14 protein-coding genes and 2 pseudogenes are annotated in these 15,518 nt (G+C 65.3%); 4 read left to right on the forward strand and 12 right to left on the reverse strand.

The window, feature by feature from the left end; genetic code table 11:
* Positions 1 to 299: 299 nt before the first annotated feature.
* From A9971_RS26550 to A9971_RS33360, 9 genes and pseudogenes are all read right to left on the reverse strand, one after another.
* Positions 300 to 1,253, reverse strand: coding sequence for a D-2-hydroxyacid dehydrogenase family protein (locus A9971_RS26550; RefSeq protein ID WP_015635527.1), 954 nt, complete (start codon positions 1,251 to 1,253; stop codon positions 300 to 302).
* 15 nt (positions 1,254 to 1,268) lie between these two features.
* Complete coding sequence (locus A9971_RS26555; protein WP_169891686.1) at positions 1,269 to 2,279, reverse strand: alpha/beta fold hydrolase; 1,011 nt, start codon at positions 2,277 to 2,279, stop codon at positions 1,269 to 1,271.
* A 179-nt stretch (positions 2,280 to 2,458) separates the two neighbouring features.
* Complete coding sequence (locus tag A9971_RS26560) at positions 2,459 to 2,896, reverse strand: YqaA family protein (protein ID WP_011061179.1); 438 nt, start codon at positions 2,894 to 2,896, stop codon at positions 2,459 to 2,461.
* Positions 2,893 to 3,342, reverse strand: coding sequence for a DUF411 domain-containing protein (locus A9971_RS26565; protein WP_047286401.1), 450 nt, complete (start codon positions 3,340 to 3,342; stop codon positions 2,893 to 2,895). The genes A9971_RS26560 and A9971_RS26565 overlap by 4 nt, the downstream gene beginning before the upstream one ends.
* A gap of 154 nt (positions 3,343 to 3,496) precedes the next feature.
* Positions 3,497 to 4,495, reverse strand: coding sequence for a copper resistance protein B (locus tag A9971_RS26570; RefSeq protein WP_183000165.1), 999 nt, complete (start codon positions 4,493 to 4,495; stop codon positions 3,497 to 3,499).
* Entirely contained in the window at positions 4,485 to 6,224 is a 1,740-nt protein-coding gene (locus tag A9971_RS26575; RefSeq protein ID WP_183000166.1) for a copper resistance system multicopper oxidase, read from the reverse strand. Before A9971_RS26575 ends, A9971_RS26570 begins: the two co-directional genes overlap by 11 nt.
* Before the next feature lie 85 nt (positions 6,225 to 6,309).
* Positions 6,310 to 6,765: an SRPBCC family protein gene (locus A9971_RS26580; RefSeq protein ID WP_011061183.1), complete on the reverse strand. Its 456-nt coding sequence runs from the start codon at positions 6,763 to 6,765 to the stop codon at positions 6,310 to 6,312.
* 79 nt (positions 6,766 to 6,844) lie between these two features.
* Positions 6,845 to 7,375: pseudogene (locus A9971_RS33355) on the reverse strand (methyl-accepting chemotaxis protein); the annotation flags it as partial.
* A 327-nt stretch (positions 7,376 to 7,702) separates the two neighbouring features.
* A pseudogene (locus tag A9971_RS33360) lies at positions 7,703 to 8,839 on the reverse strand (cache domain-containing protein); the annotation flags it as partial.
* 441 nt (positions 8,840 to 9,280) lie between these two features.
* Between A9971_RS33360 and A9971_RS26590 the strand changes: the two are divergent.
* Positions 9,281 to 9,814, forward strand: a complete 534-nt coding sequence (locus tag A9971_RS26590; protein WP_015635535.1) for a hypothetical protein — start codon at positions 9,281 to 9,283, stop codon at positions 9,812 to 9,814.
* A gap of 46 nt (positions 9,815 to 9,860) precedes the next feature.
* Here A9971_RS26590 and A9971_RS26595 read toward each other — a convergent pair whose 3' ends face one another.
* Positions 9,861 to 10,856, reverse strand: coding sequence for an aldo/keto reductase (locus A9971_RS26595; RefSeq protein ID WP_015635536.1), 996 nt, complete (start codon positions 10,854 to 10,856; stop codon positions 9,861 to 9,863).
* Between the two features lie 118 nt (positions 10,857 to 10,974).
* Between A9971_RS26595 and A9971_RS26600 the strand changes: the two genes are divergently transcribed.
* Complete coding sequence (locus tag A9971_RS26600) at positions 10,975 to 11,889, forward strand: LysR family transcriptional regulator (protein WP_041118100.1); 915 nt, start codon at positions 10,975 to 10,977, stop codon at positions 11,887 to 11,889.
* Between the two features lie 94 nt (positions 11,890 to 11,983).
* Here the strand turns inward: A9971_RS26600 and A9971_RS32970 are convergent, their stop codons facing one another.
* The gene (locus A9971_RS32970) at positions 11,984 to 12,112 is read right to left on the reverse strand and encodes a hypothetical protein (RefSeq protein WP_011061188.1); all 129 of its coding nucleotides are present in this window, start codon (positions 12,110 to 12,112) and stop codon (positions 11,984 to 11,986) included.
* 171 nt (positions 12,113 to 12,283) lie between these two features.
* Here A9971_RS32970 and A9971_RS26605 point away from each other — a divergent pair, with 171 nt between their 5' ends.
* Positions 12,284 to 12,472 (forward strand): hypothetical protein, encoded by a 189-nt coding sequence (locus tag A9971_RS26605; protein ID WP_015635538.1) that lies wholly within the window; start codon positions 12,284 to 12,286, stop codon positions 12,470 to 12,472.
* Positions 12,473 to 12,489: 17 nt separating this feature from the next.
* Here A9971_RS26605 and A9971_RS26610 read toward each other — a convergent pair whose 3' ends face one another.
* Positions 12,490 to 12,870: a hypothetical protein gene (locus tag A9971_RS26610; protein ID WP_011061190.1), complete on the reverse strand. Its 381-nt coding sequence runs from the start codon at positions 12,868 to 12,870 to the stop codon at positions 12,490 to 12,492.
* A gap of 296 nt (positions 12,871 to 13,166) precedes the next feature.
* Between A9971_RS26610 and A9971_RS26615 the strand changes: the two genes are divergently transcribed.
* Entirely contained in the window at positions 13,167 to 15,500 is a 2,334-nt protein-coding gene (locus tag A9971_RS26615) for an acylase (RefSeq protein ID WP_183000167.1), read from the forward strand.
* The last annotated feature ends 18 nt before the right edge of the window (positions 15,501 to 15,518 follow it).

Consider the following 15,518-nt stretch of genomic DNA (forward strand, 5'->3'; position numbering starts at 1 on the left):
GACAGAACCTAGAGCGGTGCCGGGGGAGGTGGGTGTTTCCCGGGGTTGGCAGGGCGGGCGGCGAACGCGTCCCGACGAAAGGTCGGCCATGCACTGCCCGGGAGCGGGGCCGTTGCGGCCCGGGGGCGAAAATGGGGAGTGGCTGCCGGGGGCCGGTGCCGTTGTGGTGCGGCGCCGCCCAAAGAACGGGCACAGGCGGGCTCCTGCGCCCAGCGTCCCTGCGAGCCTGGTCGCCGCCGAGCCTGCGAGGCTGCGAAAAGCTGCGCAGGACCTTGCCTGGCGATCGCCACGGGGGGCTTTCAGTTGAGCAGGCGGATCGGCTGGCCGGCGTGCCAGGCTTGCAGGTCTTCGATCATCTGGCCGAAGAACTGCTGGTAGTTCTGCCGGCTGACATAGCCGACATGGGGCGTGGCCAGAACATTGGGCAAGCGCCGCAAGGGGTGGTTGGCAGGCAAGGGTTCCTGCTCGAATACATCCAGTGCGGCCCCCGCCAGCCGGCCCTGTTCCAGGGCGGCAATCAGCGCGGCTTCATCGACAATCGGCCCGCGGGCGGTATTGACCAGCAGCGCCCCGGGCTTCATCCACGCCAGGGCCTGGGCGTCCACCAGGCCGCGGCTGCGCTCGCTGAGCACCAGGTGCACCGAGAGCACATCGGCTTGTTCGAACAGTTGCTGCTTGTCGACATGGGTCACGCCGGCCGCGGTCGCGCGTTCAGCGGTGAGGTTCTCGCTCCAGGCAATCACCCGCATGCCGAACACCTGGCCGAATTGCGCCACCCGTTGGCCGATGCTGCCCAGGCCGAGAATGCCCAGGGTCTTGCCGTGCAGATCACCCCCCAGGCCCTGTTGCCAATCGCCTGCGCGCAGGGCGCAGGCTTCGCTCAGCAGGTTGCGGCTCAGGGCCATGAGCAGGGCCCAGGTCAGCTCCGGCGCGGCATGCTTGTAGCTGTCGGTGCCGCACACCTGGATCCCCAGGGCGCTGGCCGCCTTGAGGTCGATGGCGGCGTTGCGCATGCCGCCGGTGAGCAGCAGCTTGAGCTGCGGCAGGCTGCGTAGCAGGGTTTCATCGAACCGGGTGCGCTCGCGCATCACGCAGATCACCTGGAACGGTTGCAGGCGCCGGGCCAGGGTGGCGGGGTCTGCCGGGTAGTCGTGAAGGAAGCTGACCCGGCCGATACTATCGAGCACCGACCAGTCCACTACCTCGCGCGCTACGTCCTGCCAATCATCGATTACCGCAATCTCTAGTGCCATGTTCGGGCTCCTGGCTCAGGGTTGCTTCAACCAGCCCAGCAGGGCCTGGTGGAAAGGCTCGGGTTGTTCCATTTGCGGTGCGTGGCCCAGCCCCGGGAACTGCACCAGGGTCGAATGGGGGATGCGCTGCGCCACCTTTCTGCCCAGGTCCTGGTAGTGGCCGATGCGCGCCTTGACCTCGGGCGGCGCGATATCGCTGCCGATGGCGGTGGTGTCGGCGGTGCCGATCAGCAGCAGGGTCGGCATCTTCAGGTCCTGGAATTCGTAGTACACCGGCTGGCTGAAGATCATGTCGTAGATCAGCGCCGAGTTCCACGCCACCAGGCGCTTGCCGGGGCCCTGGTTGAGGCCGGCGAGCATGTCCACCCAGCGCTGGTACTCGGCCTTCCAGCGGCCGGCGTAATAGGTCTGCTGCTCGTAGCGGCGGATACCCTCGGCGGTCTGCTTCAGCTCGCGCTGGTACCACTGGTCGACGCTGCGCCAGGGCACGCCCAGGGCTTTCCAGTCTTCCAGGCCGATGGGGTTGACCAGGGCCAGTTGCCGTACCTGATCGGGGTATTGCAGGGCGTAGCGGGTGGCCAGCATGCCACCGGTGGAATGTCCCAGCAGGCTGGCCTGGCTGACGCCAAGTTTGGCCAGCAGTTGATGGGTGTTCTGCGCCAGTTGCTGGAAGCTGTACTGGTAGTGTTCGGGCTTGCTGGAGGTACAGAAGCCGATCTGGTCCGGGACTATCACCCGGTAGCCTGCGGCGCTCAGGGCCTTGATCGAGCCCTCCCAGGTGGCGCCGCAGAAGTTCTTGCCATGCATCAGTACCAGGCTGCGCCCGTTGGCCGGGCTCTGGGGCGGTACATCCATATAGCCCATCTGCAGTGCCTGGCCCTGGGACACAAAGCTGAAATGCTGCAAGGGATAGGGGTAGTCGAAGCCCTGCAGTTCGGGACCGTAGACCGGCGCCTGGGCGGCGAGGGCAGGCAGGGCCAGGGGCAGCAGCAAGGCACTGAGCCAGCGAGGGGTAGCAAGGGGCATAAGGAGACTCCGCAAGGTTGCGGGCGATGCTGTAGCCGCCGGATTAGGGCGACGTTAAGCCACAGGCAAACCCTGGGCGTCGGCTTGCCGACAAGGAAGGCCTTGAGGCAGGTGGTTGCGGGGGCGGGCACTTTCGCTGGCAAGCCAGCTCCTGCGCGGTGATGGGGAGCTGCGGGCGCTCAGCCGATCCAGCCCAGGGTCAGCCACGCCAGCACGGCGTAGCGCGCGCCCTTGGCCAGGGTGACCAGCAGCAGGAAGCGCTTGAGGGGTTCGCCCATGACGCCGGCCACCAGGGTCAGCGGATCGCCGATCAGCGGCATCCAGCTCAGCAGGAGCGTCCAGTGGCCATAGCGTTGGTAAGGCCCCCGGGCCCGCTCCAGGTGACGCGGGCTGACCGGAAACCAGCGGCGCTCCTTGTAGTGTTCCAGGCGCTGGCCCAGCCACCAGTTGACCAGCGAGCCCAGGACATTGCCCAGGGTCGCCACCAGCCACAGCCCGAGCACTGCCAGTTGGCTGTTGTGCAGCAACCCCACCAGCAGCGCTTCCGATTGCAGGGGCAGCAGGGTGGCGGCGCCGAACGCCGCCAGGAACAGGCCGAAGTAGGCGCCGAAGATCAACGGGCCGGGTAGTCCGCGACGACCACGTCCTTGCCCTCGCGGGTCAGGCCGATGACCTGGAAGGCATCGGCGCCCATGCCGTCCATTTCCATCCCGGGAGAGCCCATGGGCATGCCCGGGGCGGCGATGCCCAGCAGGTCATCGCGCTTGCGCAGGGCCAGCACCTGTTCGGCCGGCACGTGGCCCTCGACGAACTTGCCGTCGATCACCGCGGTATGGCAGGAGCCCAGGCGCGGGGCGACGCCGAGCCGCTGCTTGACCGCGCTCATGTTGCTTTCCACGTGGTCGGTCACGGCAAAGCCGTTGTCCTGCAGGTGCTCGATCCACTTTTTGCAGCAGCCGCAGTTGGCGTCGCGGTGCACGTCGATGGGAATCAGTTCTCCAGCCTGGGCCAGGGAGCCGATCAGCAGGGCGGACAGGGCCGCCAGACGCAGTGAGGTGTTCATCGAAAGTCTCTTTGTCGCTGATCAATAAGGAAGGGTGGCATGGCCGGCCACCCGCGGTTGCACGCTCGGGGTGGTGCATTTTGCGGTTTTTTTCGCTGGCCGCCGCTGGCTTTTGTTTCAAGGTGATACCAAGGCCGGCCAGCGGTTGTGGCCTTCAGAACCACAGGCGCAGGCCCAGGACCAGGCGCGGGTCGTTGTCCAGCTCGGCCTCGTCCCGGGCGTAGTCGGCGCTGCGGCCGTAGCTGCGGTTCCAGGTCACCCCTATATAAGGAGCGAACTCGCGGCGGATCTCGTAGCGCAGGCGCAGGCCGATCTCGCTGTCCGCCAGGCCTGCGCCCAGGCCCCGTTGCCGGTCATTGCGGCTATAGAGGTTGACCTCGGCGGAGGGCTGGAGGATCAGGCGTTGGGTCAGCAGCAGGTCGTAGTCACCCTTGAGGCGCAGGGCGGCCTGGCCGTCCTCGCCGAGGTAGGCGGTGACCTGGCTTTCAAAGTTGTACAGGGCCATGCCTTGCAGCCCCAGGGCGGCCCAGGTCTGCGGCGTGCCGGGCTTGAAGTCCTGGCGCAGGCCGCCCACCAGGTCCCACCAGGGGCCAATGGCATGGCCCCACAGGGCTTGCAGCTCGGCGTGCTCGGTGACGCACCGGGTGCGTTCGCCTTCACTGCGCAGCCAGAGCCGGTCGCGGTCGCCACCGACCCAGCCCTCGACCTCCCAGGCGACGCTGCCGCCCGGGTCGGCGTCCTGCCATTCCAACTGGTCCACCAGCAGGAAAGTGTTCAGCGACGGGCCGTGGATGTGGCCGCTGGGGCCCTGGTAGACCGCCGCCCGATCGGCATCGGTCAGCACCGGGATCGGTGTGCGGCTTCGTGTGGGGGCTGGCGCCTGCATGCTGGGCATCTGCGAGTGGTCCATGGCACCCATGGCGTGGCCGGGCATGGTGGAGGGGGCCACGCCGGGCGTCGATTGGCCCTGTGTCGGCGCCTGCATGCCGGGCATCTGCGAGTGGTCCATGGCGCCCGTGGCGGTCCCGGGCACGCTGGAATGGTCCATGCCCGGCATCGATTCGCCCTGTGCCGGTGCCCAGGGCCAGGCCAACAGGAGCAGGGCCAGGCCAACGCCGGGCTGCCGGGTGAAGCGGAGGTAATCAAGCTTCATGGTGGCGTTCCTCCTCGACCCGGACTTCGCGGAACATGCCGCTTTCCATGTGGTACAGCAGGTGGCAGTGATAGGCCCAGCGCCCCAGGGCATCGGCGGTGACCCGGTAGCTGCGGCGGGTGCCCGGGGGCATGTCGATGGTGTGCTTGCGCACCTGGAAGCGGCCGTGTTCGTCCTCCAGGTCGCTCCATAGCCCGTGCAGGTGGATGGGGTGGGCCATCATGCTGTCGTTCACCAGTTCGATGCGCAGCCGCTCGCCATACCGCAGGCGCAGGGGTTCGGCTTCGGCAAAGGGAATGCCGTCGAAGGACCAGGCGAACTTTTCCATGTGCCCGGTCAGGTGCAGGGTCAGGGTCCGGCTCGGTTCGCGGCCGTCGGGGTCGGCGAAGGTGCTTTTCAGGTCGGCGTAGCGCAGCACCCGGCGGCCGTTGTCGCGCAGGCCGATGCCCGGATCGTCCAGGCGCGGCCTGGGGTTCACCGCCTGCATGTCCACCAGGGGGTTGGCGCTTTCCGAGGTCGGGTGGCTGATCGCGGTATTCATCGCGCCGTGATCCATGGCGCCATGGTCCATGCCCGGCATTGCCCCATGATCCATGGCACCCATGGCCATGTCCGTCATGCCCAGCAGCGGTCGCGGGTCCATGGCCGGTGCCTCGGCCACGAGCCCGGGGGCGCTGGTCAGGGTACCCAGGGCATAGCCGCTGCGGTCCATGGCCTGGGCGAACAAGGCGTGGGCTCCGGCACCGGGTTGCACCAGCACGTCGAAGGTTTCGGCCACGGCAATGCGCAGTTCATCCACGGTCACGGGCACCACGTGCTGGCCGTCGGCGGCGACCACGGTCATCTGCACCCCGGGAATGCGCAGGTCGAAATAGCTCATGGCCGAGGCATTGATCACTCGCAGGCGCAGGCGTTCGCCGGGGCGGAACAGCCCGCACCATGGCTGGCCCGGGGCCTGGCCGTTGAGCAGGAAGGTATAGGTGGCGCCGCTGACATCGGCGAGGTCGGTGGGGGTCATGTTCATCTGCGCCCACATGCTGCGTTCGGCCAGCGTGGCCGCCCAGCCGTCGCGGCCGACGTCCTCGATGAAGTCGCCCAGGGTGCGCTTGTGCTGGTTGTAGTAGTCGGACTGTTTCTTCAGGGTGCGCAGGATCTGCCCCGGCTCCTCGTCGCTCCAGTCCGAGAGCAGCACCACGTAGTCGCGTTCGTAGCTGAAGGGCTCTGGTTCCCGGGCGTCGATCACCAGCGGGCCATACACCCCCAGTTGCTCCTGCAGCCCGGAATGGCTGTGGTACCAGTAGGTGCCGTGCTGCTTGACCGGGAAGCTGTAGCGGTAGAGCCCGCCGGGCTCGATGCCCTCGAAGCTCAGGCCGGGCACGCCGTCCATGTCGGCCGGCAGGATGATCCCGTGCCAGTGGATGGAACTGGGCTGGTCCAGGCGGTTGCGCACCCGCACAGTCACCCGGTCGCCTTCGCGCCAGCGCAGCAGGGGCCCGGGCAGGCTGCCGTTGATGGCCATGGCCTTGCGTAGCCGGCCGCTGAAGTTCACCGGCAACTGCTGGATGCACAGGTCGAAGTCGCTGCCGGCCAGGACCTCGGGCTGGCCCGGGCTGCTGACGGCCCAGACCGGGTTGCGCCACAGGCCGAAGCCGGCTAGTACACCACCGGCAGCCAGGGCCTTGACGAAGGTGCGGCGGGAGGGGCTGTGGAACGAGGAGGGGCGCGGCATCGGAGGCTTCCAGTCAGTCAGCGGATTGGAGCGGACTCTAATCGGCGCTGGCTGTCAGGAAACTGAGGTGGGCATTACAGATTTGTCAGTCGTCGGGCTGTTCCAGACGCTGCTTGAGGTTGCCCAGGGCCTGGCTCGAAAGCTGCTCCATGCGTGCTCGCAGGCCACTGAGCTGCAGGTCGGTGGCGTATTCCAGGGTGCGCCGGAACAGTGTGCCGTCGCCCTGCTTGCTCAACAGGTAGTGGATCGAACCGTCCAGCGCGGCGGAACTGAACAGGGTCTTGAACTCCTTGGGAAACACCGCCACCAGCACCCGGTAGCTGATGGGCAGCTGCACCCCCAGCAAGTCCATGGTTTCACTGAAGCGGTGGCCGGCGGGCAATGAACCGCACAGGCCGGTGTCGGCACGCAGGCTGGAAGGGTGCCACTCCGGCCAGCGGTCCGGCTGCGTCACGTAGTAGTAGACGGTGTCGATACTGGCCTGGATAAACAGTTCGTGGCTGATCTGTTCATGCAACAGATGTGTCTGGCGCTGTCCCATGAGGCACCTCACGTCCTTGTGACCGGAGCCTGAAATATAGCCCCGCCCCGGCGGGCTGCCAGGGGCGGGGGCAGACCGTTCAGCGGACTTTGAAGCGGCTCATCAGGTGGCTGACCTGGGCATTGGCCTGCAACAGGCTCTGGGTGTTGCTTTCCCCGGCCCGGGCGCTGTCCACCAGCTCCTCGACCATGTGTCGGATGCTCACCATGCTGCGGTTGATCTCCTCGGTCACGGCGCTTTGCTGTTCGGCGGCGGTGGCGATCTGGGTGCTCAGGCTGTTGATCTGGCTCACCGAGTCGGCCATTTCGTCGAGCCCGCTGTTGACCCGCGCCGTGGCATCCGCCGCTGACTGGCAACTGGCCTGGGTGTTTTCCATGGCGCTGACCGAGGAACTCACGCCCTGGGTCAGGCGCGCGAGCATTTCGTTGATCTGCGAGGTGCTGTCCTGGGTCCGCGCGGCCAGGGCCCGCACTTCATCGGCGACCACGGCGAAGCCGCGGCCCTGTTCTCCGGCCCGGGCGGCCTCGATCGCGGCGTTCAGGGCCAGCAGGTTGGTCTGCCCGGCGATGGCGCCGATCACCCCGAGGACCTCGGTGATGCGCTGGGCGTCGGCTTGCATGGCCTCGACCTTGTGGGTGGCATCGGCGACTTCGTCGATCAAGGCGATGACGCTGCCGGAAGCTTCGCCCACCACCACCCGGGAACGTTCTGCGTGTTCGTTGGCGCGGCGGGTGAAGTCTGCGGTCTGGGCGGCGTTGGCGGCAACGCTGTCGGCGGTGCTGCTCATTTCGGTAATGGCGGTCACCGTCTGATCGGTTTCCGAGGCATGGCGCAACAGGATCTGCTGGCTGTGGGCCGAGCTCTGCTGCAACTGCCCCAGGCTCCCGGCCATGGCCTCGGTGGCCTGGGTGACCTCGCCGATCATCTGCTGCAGGTACTGGATAAAGCGGTTCACCGAGTGGCCGATGGCCCCCAGTTCGTCCTCGGCGCGGATCACGATGCGCCGGGTCAGGTCGGCGTCGCCGGTGGCCAGGGCGTCGATATTGCCCTTGAGGATCTTCATACGCTGCACCAGTTGGCGGATCGCGTAGACCTGCAGCAACACCAGCAGGATCACCATGGGGATCTGCAACAGGCTCAGGGTGCTCAGCACGTCGTCGCGCTGGGCGGTGATCAACTGGGTCGGCAGGGCACTGGCGAGAAACCAGGGCGTGCCTTCGATGGCGCGCATGAAGAAGGTGCTGGGCACCCCGGCATTGTCGAACTCGACGCGCCGTGCCCCCTGGTCACGCTGCTGCAGGGCGGCCTGGACCTGGGCGGCGAAGGGCGAGCCGGGGCTCAGGTCGCGGATGTTCTTGAGCACGATCGGGCCGTTGATCCGCGAGCTGTTGCTGATGATCTTGCCGTCGGCTTCGACGATCAGCATCTCGGCCTTGAGTGCCTGTTCCTGGCGCGCCACCAGGTCGTTGAAGAAACCCAGGGTCACGTCGATGGTGGCCACGCCCCAGGGCTGGCCGTCGCGGCGGATGGCCATGGCGCAGTTGGTGCGCGGCTCGGCGCTGGCATCGTCCTTGTAGGCCGCAGCCCAGGCGCACTGGCCGGGGGCGGTCTGCATGCCGCCCAGGTACCAGGGCTGCTCGTAGTAGTTGGGCGCCGGGTCGCTGTTCCAGAAGGTGTTGACCACCAGTTTGCCGGAGGCGTCACGGTGCCAGAAGGTGCTGGGTTTGTTGCGCCCCGGGGTGCGCTGGCCGGGCAGGGGCCAGATGCCGCCGCCGAAGACTTTCTGTTCACCGTACTGGTCCACCAGGCCCGGCAGGACCTTGTCGATGCTGTCGCTGTCGAGCAGGGGAATGGTCTGGGTGATGCTGCGTTGCTGGGCCTGGACCTTGTTCAGTTCGCCCTGGATGCGCTGCGCCACTTCGGCGATGCGGTTGAGGGCTACCTGTTCTTCGGTATGACGCAGCTTGGGCGCTACCAGTTGGCTGATGCCCACCACCGTGAGTATCAGCATCAAGACAATGAACAGGACCAGAAACAGCGTGTAGCGGGCTTGAATCGTGCGCAAAGCGGGCATGGGACCTGTCCTTACCGAGCGATTTTTATTATTCGGGAATGCGATGCCTTGTCAGGGCATCCACAGGATGTCGGCGCGGTTTTTCCGCTCTTTAGTACGATCGTCCAAAAAAAGGCATGCCCTGGAAAAAAACTGCGCCCAGGGATGGTGGGGTAGGGCAAAGGCGCCCGGTCAAGGGCAAGGCCAGGCATGAAAAGATGACGCCTTGATGTTCGGGAAAACTTGCCGGGCCTTTTAAACAGGGCCTTTGCGGTAATTGTGTCGAGTTTGTACAAAAATTGTAAATTCAGGAAATAAAGCGTTGTTGGTGCTTGCCACGGCGTTGATACTTGCGCCCATTCAGATGTTTCAACACGGCTTACATCCTTGTTCAGGCGCCTTGTCAGAAGTTTCATGGTGCTGAAAAAGGTGATTGGAAGGCCGGACTACAGGAGTTACAGCATGGCAATCGGATACGTCGGCGGATGGACCAGCAAGGCTGGGCTGCTGGTGCAGGAAAGCCCGGGCAGCTCGTCCAAGCCGGTTTCCCAAAGCGCCAAGGTACGGCAGATGCTCAGCCTGGTAGGCCAGAACCCTACCGTGCTCGACATCCGCAAGATGGATCAGTTGAAGCTGCACAAGCAGATCAAGGGTTTCGATCCGACCAACGTCACCGCCAAGTCCCTGGGCGGCATGAGTACCTTTCTCAAGAACAATGGCCTGATTTCCGATGTCACGGCGCTGAACCTGATCAACGCGGGCGATCAGTTCGACCGTTTCGGGATTCCGAAGAACCCCGATCAGCCGTTCAATGCCCTCGAGTATTTCGCCATGAAGCTCGATGACATCCAGAACAACAACCTCAAGGGCAACAAGTACGCCAACTACCTGATCCCCGAGTACAAGAAAGCCATCTATGTACTTCAGGGTCTGCAGAACTATGGCAAGGGCAACGGCACCACGGTGACCGACAAGAACGTCTCCACCAAGGCCTGATTCCCATGGCGCGCACTGCCTGCCGGTGCGCGCCACAGCTCTGCTTTCAACGCCCCAGCAAGCCCATTACCTCTTCGGCGTACCGGGTTCCGGCGGTGGTCTGCGGGCTGAAGATCTGCTCCAGTGACGCCAGTTCCTCGGCGCTCAGCCTCACCTCCAGCGCCGCCACGTTCTCCTCCAGATACCGCCGTTGCTTGGTTCCGGGAATCGGAATCAGGTAATCGCCCTGGGCCAGCACCCAGGCCAGGGCCAGTTGCCCGCTGCTCACCCCCTTGTCCGCCGCCAACTGCTGCACCTGTTGCACCAGGCGCAGGTTGTGCTGGAAGTTTTCGCCCTGGAAACGTGGGTTGAAACGCCGGTAGTCGTCGGCGGCGAAGTCTTCCGGGCTTTTCAGGGCCCCGGTGAGAAAACCCCGGCCCAGTGGGCTGTAGGGCACGAAGGCGATGCCCAGGCGCTGGCAGGCGGCGAGGCAGCCGTTGTCTTCCTGATCCCGGCTCCATAGCGAATATTCACTTTGCAGGGCGCTGATCGGATGCACCTTGTGCGCCCGCTCCAGGGTTGCCGCCGAGGCTTCGCTCAGGCCCAGGTAGCGCACCTTGCCGGCCTGGACCAGCTCGGCCATGGCGCCGACGGTTTCCTCGATGGCCACGTCCGGGTCGACCCGGTGCTGGTAGTACAGGTCCAGGGTGTCCACCCCCAGGCGCCGCAGGCTGCCGTCGATGGCGGCGCGGATGTATTCCGGCCGGCCGTCGACCCCGCGGGCCGCCGGGTTGGCCGGGTCGCGGACAATGCCGAACTTGCTGGCCAGGAACACCTGTTCGCGCTTGCCGCGAATGGCCCGGCCGATCAGCTCTTCGTTGCTGTGGGGGCCGTAGATGTCGGCGGTATCGAGCAGGTTGATGCCCAGTTCCAGGGCCCGATGCAAGGTGGCGACGGCCTCCCGGGGATCGTTGCCGGTGGTGTAGAAATCGCTCATGCCCATGCAGCCCAGGCCAATGGCGGAAACCTGCGGGCCGTCCTGGCCCAGTTGTCGAGTGCGCATCGATGAATGCTCCGGTAAGGGGAAAGAGCCTGCAGTGTGCTACTCGACAAAAAACCGATAAACAGGCTAAAAGCGCTATCACTATTATTGAATTCTAAATAATCGGCAGGTTTGCTCCATGGATCGTTTCAACGCCATGCGCGTCTTTACCCGTATCGTCGAGCTGGGCGGCTTTGCCAAGGCTGCCGACAGTCTGCAGATGCCGCCGGCTTCGGTGACCATTCTGATCAAGCAACTGGAGGCCCATCTGGGGGTGCAGTTGTTGCACCGCACCACCCGCCAGGTCAGCCCGACCCTGGACGGAGCCGCCTATTACCAGCGTTGCGTACGCTTGCTGGCGGACCTGGAGGAGAGTGAGGCGGCGTTCTCCCTGGCCCGGCACAACCCCCGTGGACTGTTGCGTGTCGATATGCCGGTGGGCATCGGCCGGTTGCTGGTGATACCGGCGCTGCCGGAGTTTTCCGCGCGCTATCCGCAGATCGAACTGGAGATCGGCCTCAATGACCGCCCGGTGGACCTGATCCGCGAGGGCGTGGACTGTGCGCTGCGCGGCGGCCCCGCCCTGGACGAGAGCCTGGTGGCGCGGCCGCTGGCGCAGTTGCAGCAAGTCACCTGTGCCAGCCCCGGGTACCTGCGCCAGCGGGGGGTTCCCCGTACTCCGCAAGAGCTGCAAGGGCATCAGATGGTGGAGTATTTCTCCAATGTCAGCGGCAAGCGTTATGGCCTGGAATTCTTCTTCGCCGGCCAGTTGCAGCCGGTGCAGTTGCCCAAGCGGGTGGCGGTGAACAGCGCCGATGGCTACCTGGCGGCCTGCGAAGCCGGCTACGGGCTGATCCAGACCCCGTACTACCACGTTGCCCGGCAGTTGCAGGACGCGACCCTGCAGCGGGTGCTGGAGGACTACCCGCTGCCTGCATTGCCGCTGACCGCGCTGTACCCGCCCCAGCGGCACCTGTCGACCCGCCTGCGGGTATTCATCGATTGGCTGGTGGAGCTGTTCGCCCGCCCGGGCAATCACATTTCTTGCCCCTGAATGGTCGGGCGCCAGGCAGCAAAACGCCCGCGACAAGGCGGGCGCTGGTGGCGAGATCGGGCGGCTCATGGGGCCGATGGGCTGGCCGGATGACTCAGCGGTGATAGTAGCCCGGGCCGCCGTCGTAGTAGCGGTGGTGCCCGCCATCGTGGGGCATGATGATGCAGCCCGACAGGGTCAGCATGGCCAGCAGGGGAATCAGCAGCGTGATTCGACGAAACATGGATCAATCCTCAAAGGGCTCGGGGAACACGGCAGGACGACAAGGAAGAAAAAACTCCTTCGCGCCTGTACCATGTGACCCCGATTTGCCCGGCACATCCCCGAATCCGGGTATGTGCTTGGCATCGATCTTGATACACGGCAGATACAATTTCAGCTTCAGGACCCGGCAATGACTCAGAAACAACGCTTGATCTACTCGATTCTGATTTCCCTGGTGGTACTGGGAATCATGCTTGGCCTTTCCTACCTGCAGAACAACGGCATCATCAGCGAGAAGCTGTTCCAGTACATCGCCATTGGCGTGGCGGTGGTCGTGGTGGTGATCAACGGCGTGATGCGCCGCAAGGTCAAGCCCTGAGCCCGGGCTCGACGGCCTCAGGAGAGACCGTCGAGCACCGCTGCGGCCTGCTGGTGCAGGCTGTAGCTCTTGTCTGCATTGAGGGTCAGTACACCCTCGCTGCACAGCCGCTTGAGCACCTCCCGCACACTGAGAAAGGACAGGGGAATGTCCAGTTCCAGCAGTTGGCTGTGGATGCCGCGCACCCCCAGGGAGCGGTCGCTCTGGGCCGCGGTGAGCAGGGCGTCGATGACTTTCAGGCGAATCAGGCTGGTACGCAGGCCGAAGCTTTTGAGCAGGTGCTTGATTCGTTCATTACTGTTGCGCTCGGCGTTCTTGCCGAAGACACCGGCGCCGGCATTCAGGGAAGGCGTGCTGTTCACGGTGTTGCCGTCCATTGGCAGTTGCGGGTTGTACATGCAAAAACTCCTTATCAGAGCCTGATCAGGAAAAGAATGATGGATGCTCTAGTAACTAGACGAACGAGCACGGCAAATCATGAAGTCCTGAATGTAGAAAATTTGTCGGTATCAGGTCGCTGACATGTGATGGCGGGGCTTTTGGCCTTTGCGGATTAAATTTTTTTCAAGCATTTCGTCTTTATGGGCAGGCAGGCGTCGGGTGATCCGTGCGCGGCTGGATTCCCAGACTGGCGGCGTTGCCAACCGCTCCTGCACACCAGTCCTGGTTCTGTATTTTTGCATCAGGAGTCGGCGTGATCATTTCCAGGCAGTTACCGAGTTTTTGCCTTGCAGCCCTGTTTCTAAGCTTCAGCGGTGGCGCCCATGCCTTGGCGCAGCCCGAGCAGACCCGCGCCGAGATTCGCCGCACCAGCTTTGGTGTGCCGCACATCCGTGCCGACGACGAGCGCGGCCTGGGCTACGGCATCGGCTACGCCTACGCCCAGGACAACCTGTGCCTGATGGCCAATGAGGTGCTGACGGTCAACGCCCAGCGCTCGCAATACTTCGGCGCCGAGGGCCAGACCCTGGAACAGCGCGACAACCTCAGCAGCGACCTGTTCTTCAGCTGGCTCAACACTCCCCAGGCCGTGGCGGCCTTCTGGCAGGCCCAGACCCCGGCGATGCGCGAGCGCATGCAGGGTTACGTGGAGGGCTACAACCGCCAGCTGGCGGAGCGCCAGGCCCAGGGCCTGCCCGAGCAATGCCGGGGTGACTGGGTGCGGCCGCTGGCCACCTCGGACCTAGTGAAACTGACCCGACGCCTGTTGGTGGAAGGCGGTGCCGGGCAGTTCGCCGAGGCCCTTGCCGGGGCCACGCCACCTGGAGCCACGGCCCAGGCCGGGCTGCCGGCCGAGCACTGGCAACTGGCCGCGGCACGCCAGCAGCGTTTCGCCCTGGACCGTGGCAGCAACGCGGTGGCCATCGGTAGCGAGCGTTCGTTCAACGGCCGTGGGCTGCTGCTGGCCAACCCGCATTTCCCCTGGGTCGGCGGCATGCGCTTCTACCAGATGCACCTGACCATTCCCGGGCAACTGGATGTGATGGGCGCGGCCTTGCCCGGCCTGCCGCTGATCAATATCGGCTTCAACCAGCACCTGGCCTGGACCCACACCGTGGACGCCTCCAAGCACTTCACCCTGTACCGCTTGCAACTGGACCCCAAGGACCCGACCCGCTACCTGCTGGACGGTCGTTCGCTGCCCCTGGAGCGCCAGACCCTGACCGTGCAGAGCAAGGGCCCGGACGGCCAGTTGCAGCCGCGTACGCGCACGCTCTACAGCTCGGTCTTCGGCCCGATCGTGCAGTGGCCGGGGGAACTGGACTGGGATCATCAATATGCCTACAGCCTGCGCGACGCCAACCTGGACAACAGCCGGGTGCTGGCCCAGTGGTACGCGATGAACCAGGCCAGCAGCGTGGCCGGCCTGCAAGACAGCGTGCACCAGTTGCAGGGCATTCCCTGGGTCAACACCCTGGCGGTGGACGACCAGGGCCGGGCGCTGTACATGAACCAGTCGGTGGTGCCCAACGTCACCCAGGCCAAGCTGGCGCAGTGCAGTGATCCGCGGGCCGGCACCCGGGTCATCGTTCTGGATGGCTCGCGCAGTGCCTGCGCCTGGGATATCGACCCGGCAGCGGCGCAACCGGGGATCTTCGCCGCCAGCCAGTTGCCGCAACTGGCGCGCAACGACTACTTGCAGCATTCCAACGATTCGGCCTGGATGGTCAACCCGGCGGCGCCGCTGCAAGGCTTTTCGCCGGTGATCAGCGAGCAGGACGTGCCGCTGAAGATGCGCGCGCGCTTTGCTCTGGATCGCCTGAGCCGGATGCACAAGGCCCAGGTCAGTGACCTGCAGCACCTGGTCACGGACGATCAGGTGTACCTGGCCGGCCAGGTGATGCCCGATCTGCTGCAGTTCTGTGAGCAGGACCTGGGGGCGGATGCCCAGCGCCTGGGGTCGGTGTGCGCCAGCCTGAAAGCCTGGGACCGCAGCGCGGGGTTGCAGGCCGGCCTGGGCTTCGTGCACTTCCAGGGCATCATGCAGCCGCTGTTGCAGGACCCCAGCGTGTGGCGCGTGGCCTTTGACCCGAAAGATCCCCAGCACACCCCACGGGGCCTGGCCATTGGCCGGCCAGCGGTGGCCCGGGCACTGCGCGAGTCGATGCTGGCTTCGGCGCAGCAGGTCGCCGAGGCCGGGCTGGGGAGTGACGTTCGTTGGGGCGATATCCAGCAGGTCAGCCAGGGCGGCCAGCCGACCCCGGTGCCCGGCGGCCCTGAAAGCCTGGGGGTGTACAACGCCATCCAGAGCGTGCCGGCGGCCGATGGCAAGCGTGAAGTGGTCAGCGGTACCAGCTACCTGAACGTGGTCAGCTTCGACGAGCAGGGGCCGCGCGCCCTGGGGCTGCTGGCGTTCTCCCTGTCCAGTGACCCGGCCTCAGCGCATTTTCGCGACCAGACCGCTGCATTCGCCCGCAACCAGTGGAGCGTGCTGCCCTTTACCGAAGCGCAGATCCGTGCCGATGGCCAGTATCAGTTGCAGGTGATCGAAGAGCCGCGCAAGGGGGCGGTACTGGCGCGCCAGTAACGATTGAGCGTGAGCATC

The sequence above is a fragment of the Pseudomonas sp. UME65 genome, from assembly GCF_014170225.1.
Taxonomy (GTDB): domain Bacteria; phylum Pseudomonadota; class Gammaproteobacteria; order Pseudomonadales; family Pseudomonadaceae; genus Aquipseudomonas; species Aquipseudomonas protegens.